Source organism: Granulicella tundricola MP5ACTX9 (genome assembly GCF_000178975.2).
Lineage (GTDB): Bacteria > Acidobacteriota > Terriglobia > Terriglobales > Acidobacteriaceae > Edaphobacter > Edaphobacter tundricola.
The window spans coordinates 4,049,038-4,065,453 of record NC_015064.1 but is presented as its reverse complement, the minus strand read 5'-3'; the positions used below and the strand labels follow the sequence as shown (position 1 = coordinate 4,065,453).

At 61.4% G+C, this 16,416-nt stretch carries 18 protein-coding genes and 1 tRNA gene; 11 read left to right on the top strand and 8 right to left on the bottom strand.

All coding sequences use genetic code 11. From position 1 onward, the window contains the following. Positions 1-5: 5 nt before the first annotated feature. The 6 genes from ACIX9_RS17750 (at position 6) to ACIX9_RS26540 (ending at position 6,418) form a co-directional block, all read left to right on the top strand. Positions 6-1,094, top strand: coding sequence for a catalase family protein (locus ACIX9_RS17750; protein ID WP_013581877.1), 1,089 nt, complete (start codon positions 6-8; stop codon positions 1,092-1,094). Positions 1,095-2,311: 1,217 nt separating this feature from the next. After that, positions 2,312-3,505 carry a serine hydrolase domain-containing protein gene (locus tag ACIX9_RS17740; RefSeq protein WP_013581875.1) on the top strand — a complete coding sequence of 398 codons (1,194 nt, stop codon included), beginning with the start codon at positions 2,312-2,314 and terminating at the stop codon, positions 3,503-3,505. A gap of 34 nt (positions 3,506-3,539) precedes the next feature. Beyond that, positions 3,540-3,752, top strand: coding sequence for a hypothetical protein (locus ACIX9_RS17735; protein WP_013581874.1), 213 nt, complete (start codon positions 3,540-3,542; stop codon positions 3,750-3,752). A 363-nt stretch (positions 3,753-4,115) separates the two neighbouring features. Further along, positions 4,116-5,468, top strand: a complete 1,353-nt coding sequence (locus tag ACIX9_RS17730; protein WP_013581872.1) for an ethanolamine ammonia-lyase subunit EutB — start codon at positions 4,116-4,118, stop codon at positions 5,466-5,468. Next, complete coding sequence (gene eutC, locus ACIX9_RS17725) at positions 5,465-6,181, top strand: ethanolamine ammonia-lyase subunit EutC (RefSeq protein ID WP_013581871.1); 717 nt, start codon at positions 5,465-5,467, stop codon at positions 6,179-6,181. The genes ACIX9_RS17730 and eutC overlap by 4 nt, the downstream gene beginning before the upstream one ends. A 30-nt stretch (positions 6,182-6,211) precedes the next feature. After that, entirely contained in the window at positions 6,212-6,418 is a 207-nt protein-coding gene (locus tag ACIX9_RS26540; protein ID WP_013581870.1) for a hypothetical protein, read from the top strand. 36 nt (positions 6,419-6,454) lie between these two features. On the opposite strand, the gene ACIX9_RS17715 is transcribed toward ACIX9_RS26540, so the two are convergent. Together ACIX9_RS17715 and ACIX9_RS17710 are read right to left on the bottom strand one after the other, a co-directional pair. After that, on the bottom strand, positions 6,455-6,835 hold the full coding sequence (locus ACIX9_RS17715; RefSeq protein WP_013581869.1) for a hypothetical protein: 381 nt from the start codon (positions 6,833-6,835) through the stop codon (positions 6,455-6,457). Between the two features lie 223 nt (positions 6,836-7,058). Continuing rightward, the gene (locus ACIX9_RS17710; protein WP_013581868.1) at positions 7,059-8,093 is read right to left on the bottom strand and encodes an aldo/keto reductase; all 1,035 of its coding nucleotides are present in this window, start codon (positions 8,091-8,093) and stop codon (positions 7,059-7,061) included. A 131-nt stretch (positions 8,094-8,224) separates the two neighbouring features. Between ACIX9_RS17710 and ACIX9_RS17705 the strand changes: the two genes are divergently transcribed. Next, on the top strand, positions 8,225-8,464 hold the full coding sequence (locus ACIX9_RS17705; RefSeq protein ID WP_013581867.1) for a hypothetical protein: 240 nt from the start codon (positions 8,225-8,227) through the stop codon (positions 8,462-8,464). A 103-nt stretch (positions 8,465-8,567) separates the two neighbouring features. After that, positions 8,568-8,876 (top strand): hypothetical protein, encoded by a 309-nt coding sequence (locus tag ACIX9_RS17700; RefSeq protein ID WP_013581866.1) that lies wholly within the window; start codon positions 8,568-8,570, stop codon positions 8,874-8,876. Positions 8,877-9,259: 383 nt separating this feature from the next. Here the strand turns inward: ACIX9_RS17700 and ACIX9_RS17690 are convergent, their stop codons facing one another. From ACIX9_RS17690 to ACIX9_RS17680, 3 genes are all read right to left on the bottom strand, one after another. Continuing rightward, the gene (locus ACIX9_RS17690) at positions 9,260-9,931 is read right to left on the bottom strand and encodes a phosphoribosylanthranilate isomerase (protein ID WP_013581864.1); all 672 of its coding nucleotides are present in this window, start codon (positions 9,929-9,931) and stop codon (positions 9,260-9,262) included. Positions 9,932-9,934: 3 nt separating this feature from the next. Then, entirely contained in the window at positions 9,935-10,732 is a 798-nt protein-coding gene (gene trpC / locus ACIX9_RS17685; protein ID WP_013581863.1) for an indole-3-glycerol phosphate synthase TrpC, read from the bottom strand. 114 nt (positions 10,733-10,846) lie between these two features. Further along, a tRNA-Leu gene (locus ACIX9_RS17680) sits at positions 10,847-10,933 on the bottom strand. 171 nt (positions 10,934-11,104) lie between these two features. Here ACIX9_RS17680 and ACIX9_RS17675 point away from each other — a divergent pair. Continuing rightward, complete coding sequence (locus ACIX9_RS17675) at positions 11,105-11,383, top strand: hypothetical protein (protein WP_013581862.1); 279 nt, start codon at positions 11,105-11,107, stop codon at positions 11,381-11,383. Positions 11,384-11,392: 9 nt separating this feature from the next. On the opposite strand, the gene ACIX9_RS17670 is transcribed toward ACIX9_RS17675, so the two are convergent. Beyond that, complete coding sequence (locus ACIX9_RS17670) at positions 11,393-11,998, bottom strand: response regulator (RefSeq protein ID WP_408609721.1); 606 nt, start codon at positions 11,996-11,998, stop codon at positions 11,393-11,395. 84 nt (positions 11,999-12,082) lie between these two features. Further along, a complete protein-coding gene (locus ACIX9_RS26005) occupies positions 12,083-12,247 on the bottom strand; it encodes a hypothetical protein (RefSeq protein WP_013581860.1) in 165 nt (54 codons plus the stop codon). Between the two features lie 347 nt (positions 12,248-12,594). On the opposite strand from ACIX9_RS26005, the gene infC reads away from it, so the two are divergent. Continuing rightward, the gene (gene infC, locus ACIX9_RS17665; RefSeq protein WP_332308639.1) at positions 12,595-13,299 is read left to right on the top strand and encodes a translation initiation factor IF-3; all 705 of its coding nucleotides are present in this window, start codon (positions 12,595-12,597) and stop codon (positions 13,297-13,299) included. A gap of 826 nt (positions 13,300-14,125) precedes the next feature. Continuing rightward, the gene (locus ACIX9_RS17655; RefSeq protein WP_013581858.1) at positions 14,126-14,884 is read left to right on the top strand and encodes a YIP1 family protein; all 759 of its coding nucleotides are present in this window, start codon (positions 14,126-14,128) and stop codon (positions 14,882-14,884) included. Positions 14,885-14,896: 12 nt separating this feature from the next. Here ACIX9_RS17655 and ACIX9_RS17650 read toward each other — a convergent pair whose 3' ends face one another. Then, positions 14,897-16,414, bottom strand: coding sequence for an APC family permease (locus tag ACIX9_RS17650; protein ID WP_232298747.1), 1,518 nt, complete (start codon positions 16,412-16,414; stop codon positions 14,897-14,899). Between the last annotated feature and the right edge of the window lie 2 nt (positions 16,415-16,416).

Here is a 16,416-nt window from a genome sequence, read left to right as displayed (position 1 = left end):
CTGGGATGAGTGGATTTGTGCGTTACAGCGATTCGGTTGAGGTGCTGCAGCCTGGGGAGGAACAGACCTTCGATGAGATCACGGCGACCTTGCTGGATATCTCGAAGAAGGTCGGCGAGCGGCAACGGCATACGGTGCGTAGCGTTCATGCGAAGAGCCATGCACTGCTGAAGGCCGAGGTGACGGTGTTGGACGGGTTGCCGGAGCAGCTGCGGCAGGGTTTGTTTGCGAAGCCGGGCAGTTATGGGGCGATCATGCGTTTTTCGACCAATCCTGGGGACATCCTTTCTGATCACATCTCGACACCGCGGGGGCTGGCGATCAAGATTGTTGGGGTTGAAGGTGAGATGGTGCCGAGTCATGCGGGTGAGGTCACGCAGGACCTGGTCATGGTGAATGGGAAGGCGTTTGCCGCGCCGAACGCCGCGGGGTTTCTGAAGGGGCTGAAGACGCTGGACGCTCATGCGAACGACTCCGAGGCGCTGAAGCAGACGGTGTCATCCGTGGCGCAGGTGGCGGAGTCTGCGCTTGAGACGGTGGGCGGCAAGAGTCCTACGCTGCTGGGTTTTGGGCATCCTCCTACGAATCCTTTGGGCGAGACTTTCTCGACCGTCGTGCCGTTGCGGTATGGGGACTACTTCGGCAAGATCGAACTAGTGCCGGTCTCGAAGAACCTTGTGGACCTTTGTGGCAAGCATCTGGAGAACGCTCGCGAGTGGAATGCGCTGAAGGACTCGAATGTGAAGTTCTTTGCGCACGAAACCTCCATCTGGGAGCTGCGGGTCCAGCTTTGCACCGATCTGGACAAGATGCCGGTGGAGAAGGCGGATGTGCCGTGGGACGAGACGCTGAGCCCCTATGTGACGGTGGCGCAGGTGACGGTTAAGGCGCAGGAGGCGTACTCCGATGCGCGGCGGGTGTATGTGGATGAGGAGTTGAGCTTCAACCCGTGGCACTGCCTTGCGGCGCATCGTCCGCTGGGGAACGTGATGCGGGCGCGGTTCAAGGCGTACAAGGCTTCGACGAAGTTCCGGCACGCGGCTGAGGGACGGGTGATGGTTGAGCCTAAGTCGATTGAGGAGTTGCCGGGTTGAGTGCTGGTCCCTGGCGGAAGGCGTAACGCGGATAAGAGGGATGAAGACGGATAAGAACGGATGATTGCGGGGGCTGGGTCGGCTTCGGCTTTGAGGACCAGGCCCTCTTCTTCTTCGCTCCAGATGTAGTCTGGGCGCTGGGGGGCGGGTGGGTGGAGTCTTGCTTTCTCTGCTGCTTCTTCCTTGTCCTTGGCCCATTGCTCGGTGAGGATCTGCTCGAGGGTCTTTTCTCCCTTTGGAGCGGTGAATTCAGACTGCGGGGCAAGGGTGCCGAGGGTCTCGTGTTCCGTGATCTCTTCTACTTGTTGGTGGGATTTCTGGGGTTCTTCTGCCTCGCGGCGTTGGGGTGGGAGGTTGGTGGCGGCGATCTGGAGGCCGTAGAGGAGGAGGCCGGCGCGGCGGTTGTCGAGCTGGTTGGCGGCGATGCGGCGCAGGATCTCGCCGATGGCGAGCTGGATGGCGGCTCGGTCTTCGGGGAGTGGCAGATCGAAGGGGGCGTTGCGGTTCTGGTCTGCGTAACGGGCTGCCAGGTCGGCGCGTGGGATGGGTTTGCGGGTGGTGTGGTGGTAGTAGCAGAAGTGCTCGTGGCGGAGGGTTGGACTGCCGCAGCGGCGTCCGTCGGTGTGGATGTGGCGGCATTGGTAGCGTGCGGGTGCTTCGACTGCTTGAGTTTGTGTGGACATGGTTGGGGCTCCCCACCCCCGGTGAAAGTATGTAAAGTCTTCAGACGATTGATGTTATGGGTGGACTTCTTTTTGAGTACGGTTGTCCATTGTCAGCTGTGGCGGCGCGGGTTTTCTTCCAGCTATGAGCTATGAGCTATCAGCTAAAAACAGGCAACGGCGTACATTGAACAGTTTCGAGTTGTGAGTTTCGAGTCAGACGACGGCAAAGACTGGCTCACGACAATGGTTCGTCCTGAGATTTTGTCTACTCTTTAAGTTTACCAAGGTGAATGGGGTAAATACGCCATTTATTTTTGACTTGTAAGTGGTTTTGGATGAGTAAGTTAGGCGATTTTTTAGACTTTGGGGGGCTTGACACGCGAGTTTACGGTTGTTTTTTAGAAAAATAGTTGTAAGTGATTGTTGTAGATAGGTTTAGCGGGCTCTATTCTGCGCATGGAATGACGGCTTGGATTTTGGTCTTGCCAGACGGTGGGCCGACTGAGAGGATCGTTTGATTCTGACGATGACGATTGTGGCGAGGGAGCGACGATGAACTCAAGACGTGAGTTTGTGCGGTGGTGTGCGGCTTTGTCGGTTTCTGGAGTGGCGGTAGGGGACCGCGGGTTGTTCGCACAGGCGAGCGGTGCGGTGCAGGGTACGGCTACGCCGGCGAGTCTGGCGGCTGTTGTGGCGCTGATGACGGAGCTCATGGAGAAGCAGGGGGTGAGCGCTGGTCAGATTGCGGTCTGCAAGGATGGCGGGCTGGTGCTGAGCAAGGCGTTTGCGACGAAGCCTCCGGCGGGCTTTGCGGCGGTGAACTCGCAGAGTCTTTTCCGGATTGCGAGCTGCAGCAAGATGTTTACGTGTGCGGCGATTACCAGGCTGCGCTCACGGGGCGACCTGGATATGGATGCGAAGGTGTTTCCGATGCTCGGAATCAACGCTCCGGCGATGCCGAAGGATAAGCCCGATCCGCGGATCGACGAGATTACGGTGCGGCAGCTGGTGGATCATGCCGGGGGCTGGAACGATCATGAGAGCGTGGTGGCGAAGGATGGGACGCATGTTCCGGGGACTGAGTGGGACCCGATGTCCGGGACTCGGCAGATTGCGCTGGAGATGCACCTGGACCGGCCGGCGACGAAGCTTGAACTGGCTCAGTATATGTACGGGAAGAAGCTGCAGTTTGCGCCGGGGAGTCAGAACTTCAACAGCACGGCGAAGAAATCGTACTCGAATGTGGGGTACATGCTGCTGGGGCTGGTGATCGAGAAGGTGAGCGGTGGGCCGTACCTGGACTTTATCCGGACGGAGTTGGGGCCGGAGAGCGATACGTCGAATGTGTATCTTTCGCGGTTGCTGGAGAAGACGAAGAATCCGCGGGAGGTCTGGTATACGAGTTCGCGGTCCGGGCCGACGCAGTTGAATCCGCGATCAGGCGAGGTGCTCTCCGAGGCGTATGGCGGGGCGTATCTGCCTGAGCAGCATGAGAGTGCGGGCGGATTGATGACGAACGCGGAGACGCTGGCGCTGTTTGCGTCAAAGAATGCGGTGTGGGGGCTGGGCGGGAGGTCGGCGCGGTCGGGACGGAGCGGGAGCCTGCCGGGGACGAGCAGCTTCACCTGCAGCAGGCCGAATGGGGTGGACGGTGCGTTCATTCTGAATACGAGGGACTTCAGAGACGGCGAGGCGAAGCTGGATGAGTTCATCGGGGCGCTGCAGGGACTGCTGGACCGGGTGTGAGGCTGCGGCGCATCCAAGAAAGATGGAGGTGAGTATGGGGAATCGGAAGAGTGTGGTGCTGTCGCTGGTGTTGACGTTTTTTCTGGGGCCGTTTGGGATGTTGTACAGCACGGTGCCGGGGGCGCTGGTGATGCTGGTGCTCTATGTAGCGCTGGGGATTGTGACGCTGGGCTGGGCGCTGGCGGTGCTGCATCCGATTGCTATGATTTGGGGCGCGGTTGCGGCTGATCGGGCAAATCGGTATTAGCCTGGGCTTGATTGCTGATCCAGCCGATGGGCCGGTTGCGGCTGATCGGGCGAATCGGTAAGGCGGAGGAACTGGGAAGCAGACTACTTCCCACCCATCGCGATGAGGCTGCGATGGATGGGGCACGATGTTTCTGGTGCCGGTTCTCTGGGAAGGCTAGGTGGTGGGCTGGAAGGTGAGGATGAGGGTGAGGAAGAGGACACCGACCAGGATGACGAGCAGGGGCCAGAAACGATCGAGCCAGGATTCTGTGTGACCGGCAGAACTCATTGTGGAATCTCCTTTTGCTCTTTGAGTCTATAAGAGACGGTGGTCAGTGGGTAGTGGTGAGTGATTCGACCGAAGTCAGATAGACTGCGTGTCATGTTGCTGCGGCATACGGTGGATGGGGTTCGGTATACGTTCGATGGGCTGCGGGAGCTGCTGGGGAAGGCTTCGCCGGCGCGGTCGGGGGATGAGCTGGCGGGGTTGGCGGCGGGGAGTGCTGTTGAGAGAGTAGCCGCGCAGATGACGCTGGCGGAGGTGCCGCTGAGGGCGTTTCTGGATGAGGCGGTAGTGCCGTATGAGACGGATGAGGTGACTCGGCTGATCGTGGATGGGCATGATGCCGAGGCGTTTGGGGCGGTGGGGAGTTTGACGGTGGGTGGGTTTCGGGATGCGCTGCTTTCAGACGAGATGGATGGGGTTGCGCTCGCGGGGCTTTCGCCGGGGTTGATGCCGGAGATGTGCGCGGCGGTGAGTAAGCTGATGCGGGTGCAGGATCTGATTGTCGTGGCGCGGAAGATACGGGTGGTGACGAAGTTTCGGACGACGGTGGGGCTCCCCGGGAGGATGTCGACGCGGCTGCAGCCGAACCATCCGACGGACGATCCGCTGGGGATTGCGGCGGCGATTGTGGATGGGCTGATGCTGGGGTCGGGCGATGCGGTGATTGGGATCAATCCGGCGGCGGACGATGTGGGGAGTACGGGGCGGCTGCTGCGGCTGATCGACGCGGTGCGGACCCGGTATGCGATTCCGACGCAGAGCTGCGTGCTGGCGCATGTGACGACGCAGATGGCGGCGCTGGAGCAGGGGGCTCCGGTGGATTTGATGTTTCAGTCGATTGCGGGGACGGAGGCTGCGAATGCTTCCTTTGGAGTCAATTTGGGGCTGCTGCGGGAGGCGAATGAGATGGCGCTGGGGTTGGGGCGGGGTGGGAAGAATGTGATGTACTTCGAGACCGGGCAAGGGAGTGCTTTGTCGGCGGGGGCGCATCACGGGGTGGATCAGCAGACGTGTGAGGCTCGGGCTTATGCGGTGGCTCGGGTGTTCAAGCCGATGCTGGTGAATACTGTGGTGGGGTTTATCGGGCCGGAGTATCTGTATGACGGGAAGCAGATTGCGAGGGCGGGGCTGGAGGATCATTTTTGCGGGAAGCTGATGGGGCTCCCGATGGGGTGCGATGTCTGCTACACGAATCATGCGGAGGCGGATCAGGACGATATGGATGGGCTGCTGACGCTGCTGGGGGTGGCAGGGGTGAACTACGTGATGGGCGTGCCGGGGGCGGATGACGTGATGCTGCAGTATCAGAGCACGTCGTTTCATGACGCGCTGTATGTGAGGGAGGCGCTGGGGTTGAAGGCTGCGCCAGAGTTCGAGGAGTGGCTGGGGAGTGACGGGGCGAGGCGGCTGAGGGAGCCGATGCAGGCGCAGTTGGTGGCGGGGGTATGAGCTCGCTTGTGAGGGGGTTGAGGGGGCTTACTCCGGCTCGGGTTTCTTTGGGGACTGCTGGGCGGAGTCTGGCGACGGAGGAGGTGCTGCGATTTCAGTTGGATCATGCGAGGGCTCGGGATGCGGTGAGGGCGGAGTTGGGGGTGGGTGGGTTTGCGCGGCGGCTGAGGGATGAGGTTGGGGTGGAGGTAGTGGAGTTGAGGTCTCGGGCTCGGGATCGGGCGGAGTATTTGCGGCATCCGGAGTTGGGGCGGGCTTTGGGAACGACTGAGGGGTTGGTGCGGGGGGATTGGGATCTGGGGATTGTGGTCTGTGATGGGCTTTCTTCGCTGGCTGTGGAGCGGAATGTTGTGCCTTTGCTTTCTGCTTTGTTGCCGATGCTGGAGGGGTGGAGCGTGGGGCCGGTGGCGGTGGTGGCGCAGGGGAGGGTGGCGGTGGGGGATGAGGTTGGGGAGCGGATGGGGGCTCGGTGTTGTCTGGTTTTGATTGGGGAGAGGCCGGGCTTGTCGGCGGCGGATAGTCTGGGGGCTTATCTGACTTGGGGGCCTCGGGTGGGGCGGACGGATGCGGAGAGGAATTGTTTGTCGAATATTCGGGTGGGTGGGCTTGATGTGGATGGGGCTGCGGGGAGGTTGATGGGGTTGTTGCGGGGGGCTCGGGCGCGGGGGGGGAGTGGGGTTGGGTTGAAGGAGGGGGTTTTGAGGCTGGGGTGAAGAAGGCCCGGGGCTAAAGCCCCCTTTTTTTTGGCCCTTGACGGGGGGCTGAAGCCCCCCTCTAATCCGAACGGCAACGGCAACGGCAACGGCAACGGCAACGGCAACGGCAACGGCAACGGCAACGGCAACGGCCACGGCCACGGCCACGGCAGCCTTAACCGCAACCGCAGATTACCTTCGGGAATGACAAACAAAAAATACAAACGAAGTGACAAACAAAAAGATGGCCCCTGATCGCTTATGTGCGGTCAGGGGCTGTCTGGGGTTGGGTTAGTAGGGGCGGGGGCCGCCGGGGCCGGGGCCGTACATGTGGCGGACGGCGTTGTCGTAGCCGCGGCGGAAGCCGAACTTGTAGTCGCGGCGCTCGGGTCCGGGGATGAAGCCGGGGTGGCGGTACTCGTCACGGTTGTTGACGTTGGGTGGGCGATGGTTCTCGAAGTCCTTGCGTGCGCCCTCTACGCCGTCATGGTAGCCGCGGGCCTGGGCGGCCTGGAACTCGGGTGGCGGGGCTTCCCAGCCGCCGGGACCGCCGGGGCCCTGACCGTAGCCCTGGGGCGGGGGTGGGGGTCCGCCGTAGCCTTGAGCGAAGGCCGATGCGGTGGTGAGAAGAGCGATTGCAAGTGCGGGTGCTGCGAGCTTTTTGAGGTTCATGGTCAAATTCCTTTCCGACTTGCTTACAACGAGTTATGAGTATCGGTTGCCCATGGGGTGTTGCTTGGCGACACTCATCTATACCCGGGCCGGGGGAGTTTGTTGCGCTAGAAAAGAAAGGCGTAACGCGGATCAGAGGGATGGAAACGGATCAAGGCGGATAGGGACACGGCTTGTTATGCCTTGGCCCTATCCGCCTTGATTCTTGTTATCGTTTTTTTCTTTAGATGGGTTTGGGGTTGCGCTCTTCAAACTGGCGCTGGTGCCAGTAGGGGTAGGCGAGGATGGGGTCGCTGGCTGCGTCGAGCTTGGCGATCTGGTCCGGGGTGAGCTTCCAGCCTACGGATCCGAGGTTGGCCTTGAGCTGCTCTTCGTTGCGTGCGCCGATGATGAGGGTTGAGACCGACGGGCGGCGGAGGAGCCAGTTGAGGGCGATCTGGGGGACCGTCTTCCCTGTTTCTTTAGCGACTTCGTCGAGGGCGTCTACGACCTGGTAGAGGTACTCGTCCGGCATCTGTGGGCCGCCGTCTGCGGCCTTGTGGAGGCGGCTGCCTTCAGGCAAGGGCTGTCCGCGGCGGATCTTGCCGGTGAGACGGCCCCAGCCGAGGGGCGACCAGACGAGTGCGCCGACGCCCTGATCGATGGCGAGGGGCATGAGCTCGGACTCGTAGTCACGGCCGATGAGGGAGTAATAGACCTGGTGGCCGACGTACTTGGACCAGCCGTAACGCTCTGAGACGGAGAGCGACTTCATGAGGTGCCAGCCGGAGAAGTTGGAGCAGGCGATGTAACGGACCTTGCCGGACTTTACGAGATTGTCGAGGGCGCTGAGGGTCTCTTCCACCGGGGTGAGGGCGTCGAAGGCGTGGAGGTGGTAGACGTCGATGTAGTCGGTGTCGAGGCGGTGGAGGCTGGCGTCGATGGCTTCAATGATGTGGTAACGCGAGGAGCCGACCTCGTTGGGGCCCTTGTGGCGGCCCTGGCGGAAGGTGGTCTTGGTGGAGATGAGGAGATCGGCGCGGCTGTGGTGCTTGAGGGCCTTGCCGAGCATGAGCTCGCTGGCGCCGTCGGAGTAGACGTCGGCGGTATCGAAGAAGTTGAGGCCGGCTTCCATGCAGATGCTGACGATGCGGTCGGCTTCTTCCTGGGTGGTTTCGCCCCAGGCCTTGAAGAACTCGTTGCCTGCGCCGAAGGTTCCGGCTCCGAAGGTGAGCTCGGGAACCTTGAGGCCGGAGCGGCCGAGAAGTCTGTACTCCATGTAATTCCTCCTTGATGTGTGTTCAGGGATAAGATGCGGAGATCAGAGCCCAGGGACTAGAGCCTAGGGCCTAGCGGGTCAGTGCCGGTGTGGGGTTGGGGTAGGATCAAGGGAGTTGTCTGGAGATCTGCTTGCCCTATTTGTACATCGACAAGGTGCTGAATGAGCTGCGGGATGAGTTGCTGTCTGCGATGCATGCGGCGGTGGACCGTGAGCTGCGGCAGGGGCGGGTGGATGTGGGGAAGCTGTATCGCGCGTTTACACGTGCGGCGGCGAACCAGATGGCGAACCCGGTGCTGGTGTCGGACAAGTGCATTGAGACGAATACGTCTCGGCCAAAGAAGGGTTCAAAGGTTAGGGCAGAGGAGTAGGGTGGGTTGCCTGGCGTGGGAAATAAAGGGTTTAGTGAATAAAGTTTGGTGAGAAGTGGGATTTGCGGCATCCAACCGGGGAGAAGGTTGGACAGGAGATCCCATGAACGTAAGCAAACTTTCAAGCTTGGTTGTTTTGTCGGCGATGGTGGCCGCACCTCTTTCAGGGCTGGCGCAGCACTCAGCTGCATACTATCGGGCGAAGCGGTCACAAAGCCGGCATGACAGCCGGCACCATACGCCGGCGAAGGTGATCGGCGGGTCGGCTGCGGGCGGCGCGGTGATTGGCGCGCTGGCGGGTGGGGGTAAGGGTGCGCTGATCGGCGGCGCGATTGGCGCGGGCGGCGGCGTGGTGGCGAATAAGGTTCGGACGGATAAGGGGATCAAGGCTCGGGAGCGTGAGGGGCGGTAAGTCACGCTGCATCAGGGGTTACTAAATATGGGCGTGGGGGTAACCAACCCAGGCCCATATTTAAGAATCCAAGGCCAGCCACTTCGCGTCAGATTGTTAAGAAACGGAGTGGCGATTATGAAGACTGCAATCACCCGTAAGGTTGGAAACAAGTTTGGCAAACTGATGGTAGCTGGGGCGCTGATGTTGAGCCCCGCTCTTGCGCTGGCACATCCCGGGACCCCCGAGACGCGTATCCATACCAGCCCGGTTCATGAGCACGGGGTTCAGATTCACTCTGTCCACTCGTCCACAATCGTGCATCGTTCGTAACTAACAGGGTCTGGGTGGCAGGGTTCTGGAGCCGGTTCTCAGTGGTCAATTTTCAGTGATCAGTAAGGGCTTCAGGACGCTCCCCGGGCTGCTTTGATGAAGGCTTCTAGTTTGGCGTAACTTTTCTTTCCGGGAACTTCCTCTACACCACTGGCTACGTCGACTCCGTAGGGTCTCAAAACCTTTATGGCTTGGGCTACTGTGTCTGGCTGCAGGCCTCCTGCAACGATGACGCGGATGGTGGGGTGTGCCTGGAGGATGGGGCGGGCGTGGGTCCAGTCGTAGGAGACGCCCAGGCCGCCGGAGGTCTTGCCGACTTTAGCGTCGATCAGGAGGCGATAGTTGGCGGGATCGGCTGCCAGGGCTGCCAGGTCCTGGGCTACTTTTGCTTCGGTCGTCTGCTGATTTTCGCCTACCGTCCAGTGGGTGGTGGGGATGATGGCGATCTTTGGGCCGAGGCGGGACTGGAGGCTGTGGGCCAGGGCGAGGTCTATTCCGCCGTGGAGTTGGATGGCGGTGAGGCCGGCTTGTTCTGCTGCTGAGGCTATGGCTTCTACGTCTGTGCCAGAGAATACTCCTACGCGCTCCACTGACGGCGGCAGGTGGGGGGTAATGACGGCTACCTGGGCTGCGGTGACCTGTCGCTTGCTGGGGGCAAAGACGAAGCCTACGGCGTCCGCTCCGAGGGCTGCGGCGGCTTGTGCGTCATCCAGGTTGGTGTTGGCGCAGATCTTAATCCACATGGGCTAGACCGTGGCGGCTGTGCCGAGGAGGGTGGCGAGGACGGCGGCGGGGTCGGGCTCGCGCATGAGGGTTTCACCGATGAGGAAGGCGTTGTAGCCGGCGGCGAGGAGACGGTCGATGTCGGCGGGGGTGCGGATGCCGCTTTCGGCGACGCGGATGGTGTCTGCGGGCAGGTGTTCGATCAAGGCCATGTGGTTATCGTGCTTGACGTCAAGGGTCTTGAGGTCGCGGGCGTTGACGCCGATGAGGTCGGCCCCGAGGTCCTTGGCGCGCTCGAGCTCTTCGCGGTCGTGGACCTCGCAGAGGATGTCGAGCTGATACTGGCGGGCGGAGGCGGCGAGGATTTTGAGGGTGGCGTCGTCGTGCGCGGCGACGATGAGGAGGATGGCGTCGGCACCGGCGGCGCGGGCTTCCAGGAATTGGAAGGGGGCGACCATGAAGTCTTTGCGGAGGAGCGGAATCCTGACGGCTGCGCGGGCGGCTTCAAGGTAGGCGAGCGAGCCCTGGAAGAACTCTTCGTCGGTGAGGACGGAGAGGGCGGCGGCCCCGGCGGCTTCAAGTGAGGCGGCCAGTTCCGTGGGGCGGAAGTCTTCGCGGATGAGGCCTTTGGAGGGCGAGGCTTTTTTGAGCTCGGCGATGACAGCGGGGCGCGTTTGGGCGACGGCGCGAAGGTTGGCGGCGAAGCCTGCGGGGATGTGGGCGGCGGCACGGCGCTCGAGTGCCGGGAGGTCCGCGGCGGCCTGGCGCGCCTGGACGGAGAGGGTGGTGCGGGCGAGGATCTTGTCGAGTACGGTGGACATGCTGACTCTGTTTTACACCCGTGGGGTGGGGTTAAAAGCGAAAGCCCCTCATGCGAGGGGCTTTGTGCTTGTCGATCAGGCTACAGGGATCTCATTCCGCCTGATCAGAAGATTTGGTGCCGAAGAAGGGACTCGAACCCCCACACCCTTGCGAGTACGTGGACCTGAACCACGCGCGTCTGCCAATTCCGCCACTACGGCACAGAAGAAACGTTGATTCGGGCAAGGAGTTCATACGCCCGTAACGTCTTTCCTGAATCTCGATTATCTCCCCGGGAGGGGTTGCTGTCAATTCATGGGCGGGTAGCTTACACTTGCTTTGCTCGGCTTGCCGGGCGCACGCACCCAGACACCGAGAGGCAAGAACGCCCGATGAGTAATCCGCTGCATGGAACGAATGCTGAAGCTGCCATGGGTCCTGTTGGTCCTTCCGAGATGATTCCGGAGGAGCTTGCGCTGGAGATCCGGCGGATGGCGCATGACCTGTCGAATGCGCTGGAGATCATTGTGCAGACGAGCTACCTGCTCTCGACGGCAGAACTGAAAGAGCCTGCCAGCGACTGGCTCTCGATGCTCGATGGCGGCGTCAACAAGGCGCTGGACATCAACCAGGCCTTGCGGACGTACATCAAGACACACACGCCGAAGTAGGGGCGTCCCTTACTTCTTTTTGACAGCTTTCTTCTTTGCGGGAGCTTTGACGGCTGTGGCCTTTTTAGCCGTCTTCTTCGCAGTTGCGGTCTTCTTGACGGTCGCGGATTTGGCTGGAGCCTTGGCGGCCTTCTTCGGTGCCGGGCTGGGCGTCGTGGTCTTGGCAGCGGCCATCCCTGCGGCGAAGCCGGCTGCGAGGGTCGCGGCCGCACCACCTTTTTCCAGCTTCTTCAGCTTGGCCTGGTGGGACTCCAGCAGCTTCTCAATGGACTGGATCAGCGAGCGGGTCTGCATGGGCTTGACCAGCATCTTGTCCGCGCCCATGTCCTGCCAGTCCTCGTCGGCGACGGGGAAGGCGGTGAGGAGAGCGACGGCGGGGTGGTAGTCGGCGGTGCGGGCGGCGACGATGACCTCGCGGCCGGCGACCTCGGACTCCATGCGCATGTCGGTGATGACCATCTCGTATTGCTTGGATTTGAGCTTGGACTTGGCTTCGCGCGCGCTGGCGGCGGTATCGACGTCAAAGCCGCTGATTTCAAGAACGGCTTTCAGCGTCAGCAGGACTGCAATCTCATCATCGACCAGAAGAACCCGGCGTTTCGGCAAAGTATTCACTCCTTCAATTACGCAGGACGCGCGTGTTTCATCATCCACGCTGCGGGTGAAAGCTGCAACTTTGCAGGGGAGTTGTGGAGGAGGTCAGCTGGCGTTTGCGGCGAGGAGCGGCGCGCGATAGGGGCGCAGACAAGCGAGTTCTTCTGATGTATAGGCTGCGGAGGTGTCATCCGAGAAGCAGATGATGATGCCGCAGTCCTTGATCAGCTCGACGTGCGTGACGTTGAGTGGGAGCTTGGGTGTGTGCATGCACGCATCATAGGCTTTTACCTGTTTCTCCTAAGTCTTCCTCGTGACATAGAGGCCTCGCACTCTGAATCTGCAATGTTTCCCGTGCTACTGCTGGCGTGGAGGCCTACATGACGCGAGGTTCGCGGCAGGGAGCCGGAGCGTGGCACGCGGGCGAATTGACTCTGTCATCGACTGCGGATGCTATACTTAACGGTACGGCGGGCAGCAAAGTCAAATCTGTAACGGGCACGACTTCAGGCCCCTGCCAACAGATTCTGTTGATTTACTTTACAGAGCCAGACCGGAATGCCGGTCGCTCGCATCAAAAACTCTAAACCAATGCATGGCGCAGCCCGAGGGGCACGCTGTGGAGGCAGATTATTCCACCGATCGATAAACGTTCCGCCAAATCCTTTATCCGCACCAATGAGCGCATTCGCGCGCGCGAAGTCCGCGTCATCGACGAGAACGGCGAGCAGCTCGGGGTGATGGCACCCTTTGAAGCGCTGAAGATGGCCCGTGAGAAGTCGCTGGACCTGGTTGAGATCTCCCCGAATGCAGTGCCGCCGGTCTGCAAGATCCAGGACTACGGCAAATACCTGTATGAGAAGGACAAGTCCGACCGCGCGGCACGCAAGAAGCAGAAGGTCATCGTCATCAAAGAGGTCAAGTTCTCCGTCACCGTGGATGAGCATGACTACGTGACGAAGAAGAACATGGCTGTGCGCTTCCTGCATGACGGCGACAAGGTCAAGGCCTCGCTGCGCTTCAAGGGCAGGCAGATGGCTCACCGCGACCTGGGCTACAAGATCATCAACCGGCTGATCCTGGATATTGGGGATGCTGGACTGGTCGAATTCATGCCGCGCATGGAAGGCACCACACTTCATGCGATCCTGGCACCTTCCAAGAAGGCCGAGCAGCAGCAACAGGCTGCACCTGCTGCTCCGAAGAAGGCTGCACCGGCACCGGCTGCACCCGCACCTGTGGCTGCAACCTCCGCTCCGGAGACTGCACCAGTCGCAGATCCGGTGGTTGCCAGCACCGATGCGGTTACGGTCGAGGCATAGCGCTTCCGTACATCAGACTTGAGCAAGGAAACGGGCGGCACCCAACTGGGAGCCGCCCGTTTTTTATTCAGGGACGCATCACCCTGCGGGGTGGTGGGCTGGGCGGGCGTGGGGACCGGCTGGGCGGGGGCGGCTTGCGTAGGTACGGTCTGGACCGGAATGGTCTGGGCGGGGCCGGGGGCGTCCTGGATGCGGTCCTGCGTGGGCTGCAGCGGGATGGGCGCGCCGGCGAGGGGGACTACGCCGGTCTGGGATGGTCCGGGTGCATCCTGGATGCGGACTTCGTTCTGCTGCTGGTTCTGCTGCTGGACGGCCTTACTGACAATTTGATCGTTGATGACGGCGGCCTTGTCGGACTGGGCTTCCTGACGTTGGAGAAGGCGCTGGTCGGCGGCCTTCTGCTGTGCTTCCGTGGCGGCGTTGAGCTGCGCGGAAGACTGGCTGGGCGCGGCGGGGGCGGTCTCGATGGGGATGGTCTGGGTTGCGGTGCGCTGGCGCTTTTTGTGGGTGGTTGTGGTGGTAGTCGAAGTAGAGGGCTGGGCGGCTGTCGTCTGAGTGGGTGTGGTGGGCTGCTGGGCGAAGGCGGGAGCAGTCAAGGCGACAGCAAAGGCAAGGCTAAGCGAAAGTTTTGGCATCATGTGAATCACCTGTGAATAAGATGCGCGGATCAGGCCCAAGGGTCGGCCAAAGCGCGAGGTCTTATGCAACGCTGTACTTCCGGGGGGCCGGGGAATTCGGAAAGCCTGCAACTATCCCACTGCAAAGTCCGTGGTTCCACGCTAGAATCCTCCACAAGCCACTCACAACCAGAAGAGGACCTCCCAGCATGTCCGAAGCAGCTTACCCCTCCAGCGCCTCCGTATCCGAGCCCCAGGGCCTCAACCAGATCGAGCGCGTCGTCGACGCCTTCATCGCGCCCTCGAAGACCTTCAAGGACATCCTCCGTAGCGCGAGTTGGTGGCTGCCGTTCATCCTCATGGTCCTCTCCGCGACATCGCTTGCCTGGGTCGTGGATAAGCAGGTCGGTTACGATCATGTGGCCGAGAACGTCATTCACCAGAGTCCCAAGGCGGAGGACCGCATGTCCTCGCTCTCGCCGGAGCAGCGTGCGAGCTCCATGCACATGGTCGCCATGCAGACGCGCATCGGGGCCTACGCCGCGCCGGTGTTTCTGCTGATCTTTTTTGCCATCTATGCCCTTATCCTGTGGGCCAGCTTCAACTTCGGGCTGGGCGCCCAGACGACGTTCTGGCAGGTCTTCGCCGTCAGCTTTTACGCTGCGCTGCCCTATATTTTCATCAACCTCATCGCCATCTTCACCATCTACTTCGGCGGCAGCGCGGAAGCTTACGACATGAAGAATCCGGCGGGGACCAATCTGGGTTATTACCTGCCGGACGTCTCGCCTTGGCTCAAGGCGCTGCTGGGTCAGCTTGATGTGATCAAGCTCTGGACGCTCGCTCTGACGGTGCTGGGGATGGCCATCGTGGCGAAGAAAAGCATCACGCAGTCCGCGGTGATTGTGGTGGGTTGGTGGCTTGTGCTGGTGGTTATCGCCGTCGGTTTTGCCGCGGCCTTCAGCTAGCGTCCGTATTCATCAACCGATATCAGCCGAGGTCTCAAGCGCCACGCTTGGGACCTCGCTTACTTTGCGACGCCGCACCATGTAAAAGCCCAGTGCCACCAGGTTGCTGACCGCAGTCGTCCCGAGGATCTTCACTGCGAACGCCAGCGGGCTGATCACATCCACTACCGGGTAAGCCGAGATCAGCAGGCTGAAGAGCGTCGCACCGAGCCCTACGAGCGAGATCCATTTCAACGACGGCGGCAGCTCCTTGCGGACAGCACCGGCACCGACCAGCGGGATCGCAAACATGGCGAGGTAGGCGATCTCATAGTGGGTCAGGCTGGCGCCCTGCAGGAGTTGGTATGCCTCCTGCGCGTGTACGCCGAAGCCTCCCATCACCACCAGCAGAAACACCAGACCCGCCGTGCAGAGGATGGAGTTCGTGGGCGTGCGGCGGGTGGGATGCAGGCGCGTGAACCACTCCGGCAGGAGGTCATCCCAGCCCACCGCCATCGGCAGCCTTGTGACGCCGGTGAAGATGTAGCTGGCCGCGCCGATCAGGCGGAACTGCAGCAGGGCTATCGCCGCGATGGCAAACAGGTTTCCGATGCCGGTGCTCCCCAGCGCGATGCGGAGGGTCTGCGGGATGGGTGCGATGAAGTCGATGTGGCCGGGTGTGCTGAAGGCCAGGACTGAGCTTGTGCCGAAGATGAACATCGCGCAGATGATGGGCGAGGAGATCCATACGGAGCGCCCGATGGTCTTCTCCGGGCTCTTGCTTTCGCCTGCGAGGATGGCGACGTACTCCAACCCGCACTGCGCACCGAAGAGCATCTGGCCGAAGAGCGCCAGCGACCTGAGGTCACGGCGCGGCAGCTCATAGGCCAGCGGAGCCCAGTGGATGGGCATATGCCTCGCCAGGCCCCACAGGGGCAGCAGGATGAGTACCGCGAAGATGGTCAGCATCGCGATACCGCCTACGTTGTGAATCCACTTTCCAATATTTAGCCCTCGAAGGGCTGCTATGGTTAGCAGCGCCAGGAAGAACGTGACGATGCCCACCGAGGCGAGGTGATTCTCCGGCAGCCATGCCGCTGTCGGCCCGATCAGGTATGCCAGTTCTGTCGGCAGGGCGTAGAGGATGGTCGCTGTGACTGCCAGACCATAGACCCAGAGGTTCCAGGCCGTGAGAAAGCCGCCCAGGTTCCCGAACGCACGGTGCGCCCAGGCGTATAGGCCGCCCTCCATCGGCATGGCGCGGTTGAGACCGATCACCGCCGCGGCCATCGGCACGTAGAAGAGCACCATTGCAGCGACCCACATCACCGTCTGCGCGCGTCCCAGACCCGCCGCCACCCCTACCCACGAGCTGCCCACCACGCAGAGGATCTGCGTCAGCACCAGGTCCCGCAGGCCAAGCTGCCGGTCCAGCCGATGTTCTTCCACCACAAGCGTCCCAGATGAGGCCATGTGCGTAGATACTCGCACGCCGCCTTCTATCCGCCCAAAGAAAAAGGACGCAGCCGAAGCCGCGCCCTTATTTCTCACTG

What these genes read in the sequence shown, in the direction of transcription:
- eutC (WP_013581871.1), top strand. Translation starts at nt 5,465, where the DNA reads ATGAGCTCGCTTGTGAGGGGGTTGAGGGGGCTTACTCCGGCTCGGGTT.
- ACIX9_RS17750 (WP_013581877.1), top strand. Translation starts at nt 6, where the DNA reads ATGAGTGGATTTGTGCGTTACAGCGATTCGGTTGAGGTGCTGCAGCCT.
- ACIX9_RS17735 (WP_013581874.1), top strand. Translation starts at nt 3,540, where the DNA reads ATGGGGAATCGGAAGAGTGTGGTGCTGTCGCTGGTGTTGACGTTTTTT.
- ACIX9_RS17740 (WP_013581875.1), top strand. Translation starts at nt 2,312, where the DNA reads ATGAACTCAAGACGTGAGTTTGTGCGGTGGTGTGCGGCTTTGTCGGTT.
- ACIX9_RS17675 (WP_013581862.1), top strand. Translation starts at nt 11,105, where the DNA reads ATGAGTAATCCGCTGCATGGAACGAATGCTGAAGCTGCCATGGGTCCT.
- ACIX9_RS17700 (WP_013581866.1), top strand. Translation starts at nt 8,568, where the DNA reads ATGAACGTAAGCAAACTTTCAAGCTTGGTTGTTTTGTCGGCGATGGTG.
- ACIX9_RS17690 (WP_013581864.1), bottom strand. Translation starts at nt 9,931, where the DNA reads ATGTGGATTAAGATCTGCGCCAACACCAACCTGGATGACGCACAAGCC.
- ACIX9_RS17710 (WP_013581868.1), bottom strand. Translation starts at nt 8,093, where the DNA reads ATGGAGTACAGACTTCTCGGCCGCTCCGGCCTCAAGGTTCCCGAGCTC.
- ACIX9_RS26005 (WP_013581860.1), bottom strand. Translation starts at nt 12,247, where the DNA reads ATGCACACACCCAAGCTCCCACTCAACGTCACGCACGTCGAGCTGATC.
- ACIX9_RS17655 (WP_013581858.1), top strand. Translation starts at nt 14,126, where the DNA reads ATGTCCGAAGCAGCTTACCCCTCCAGCGCCTCCGTATCCGAGCCCCAG.
- ACIX9_RS17715 (WP_013581869.1), bottom strand. Translation starts at nt 6,835, where the DNA reads ATGAACCTCAAAAAGCTCGCAGCACCCGCACTTGCAATCGCTCTTCTC.
- ACIX9_RS17730 (WP_013581872.1), top strand. Translation starts at nt 4,116, where the DNA reads ATGTTGCTGCGGCATACGGTGGATGGGGTTCGGTATACGTTCGATGGG.
- trpC (WP_013581863.1), bottom strand. Translation starts at nt 10,732, where the DNA reads ATGTCCACCGTACTCGACAAGATCCTCGCCCGCACCACCCTCTCCGTC.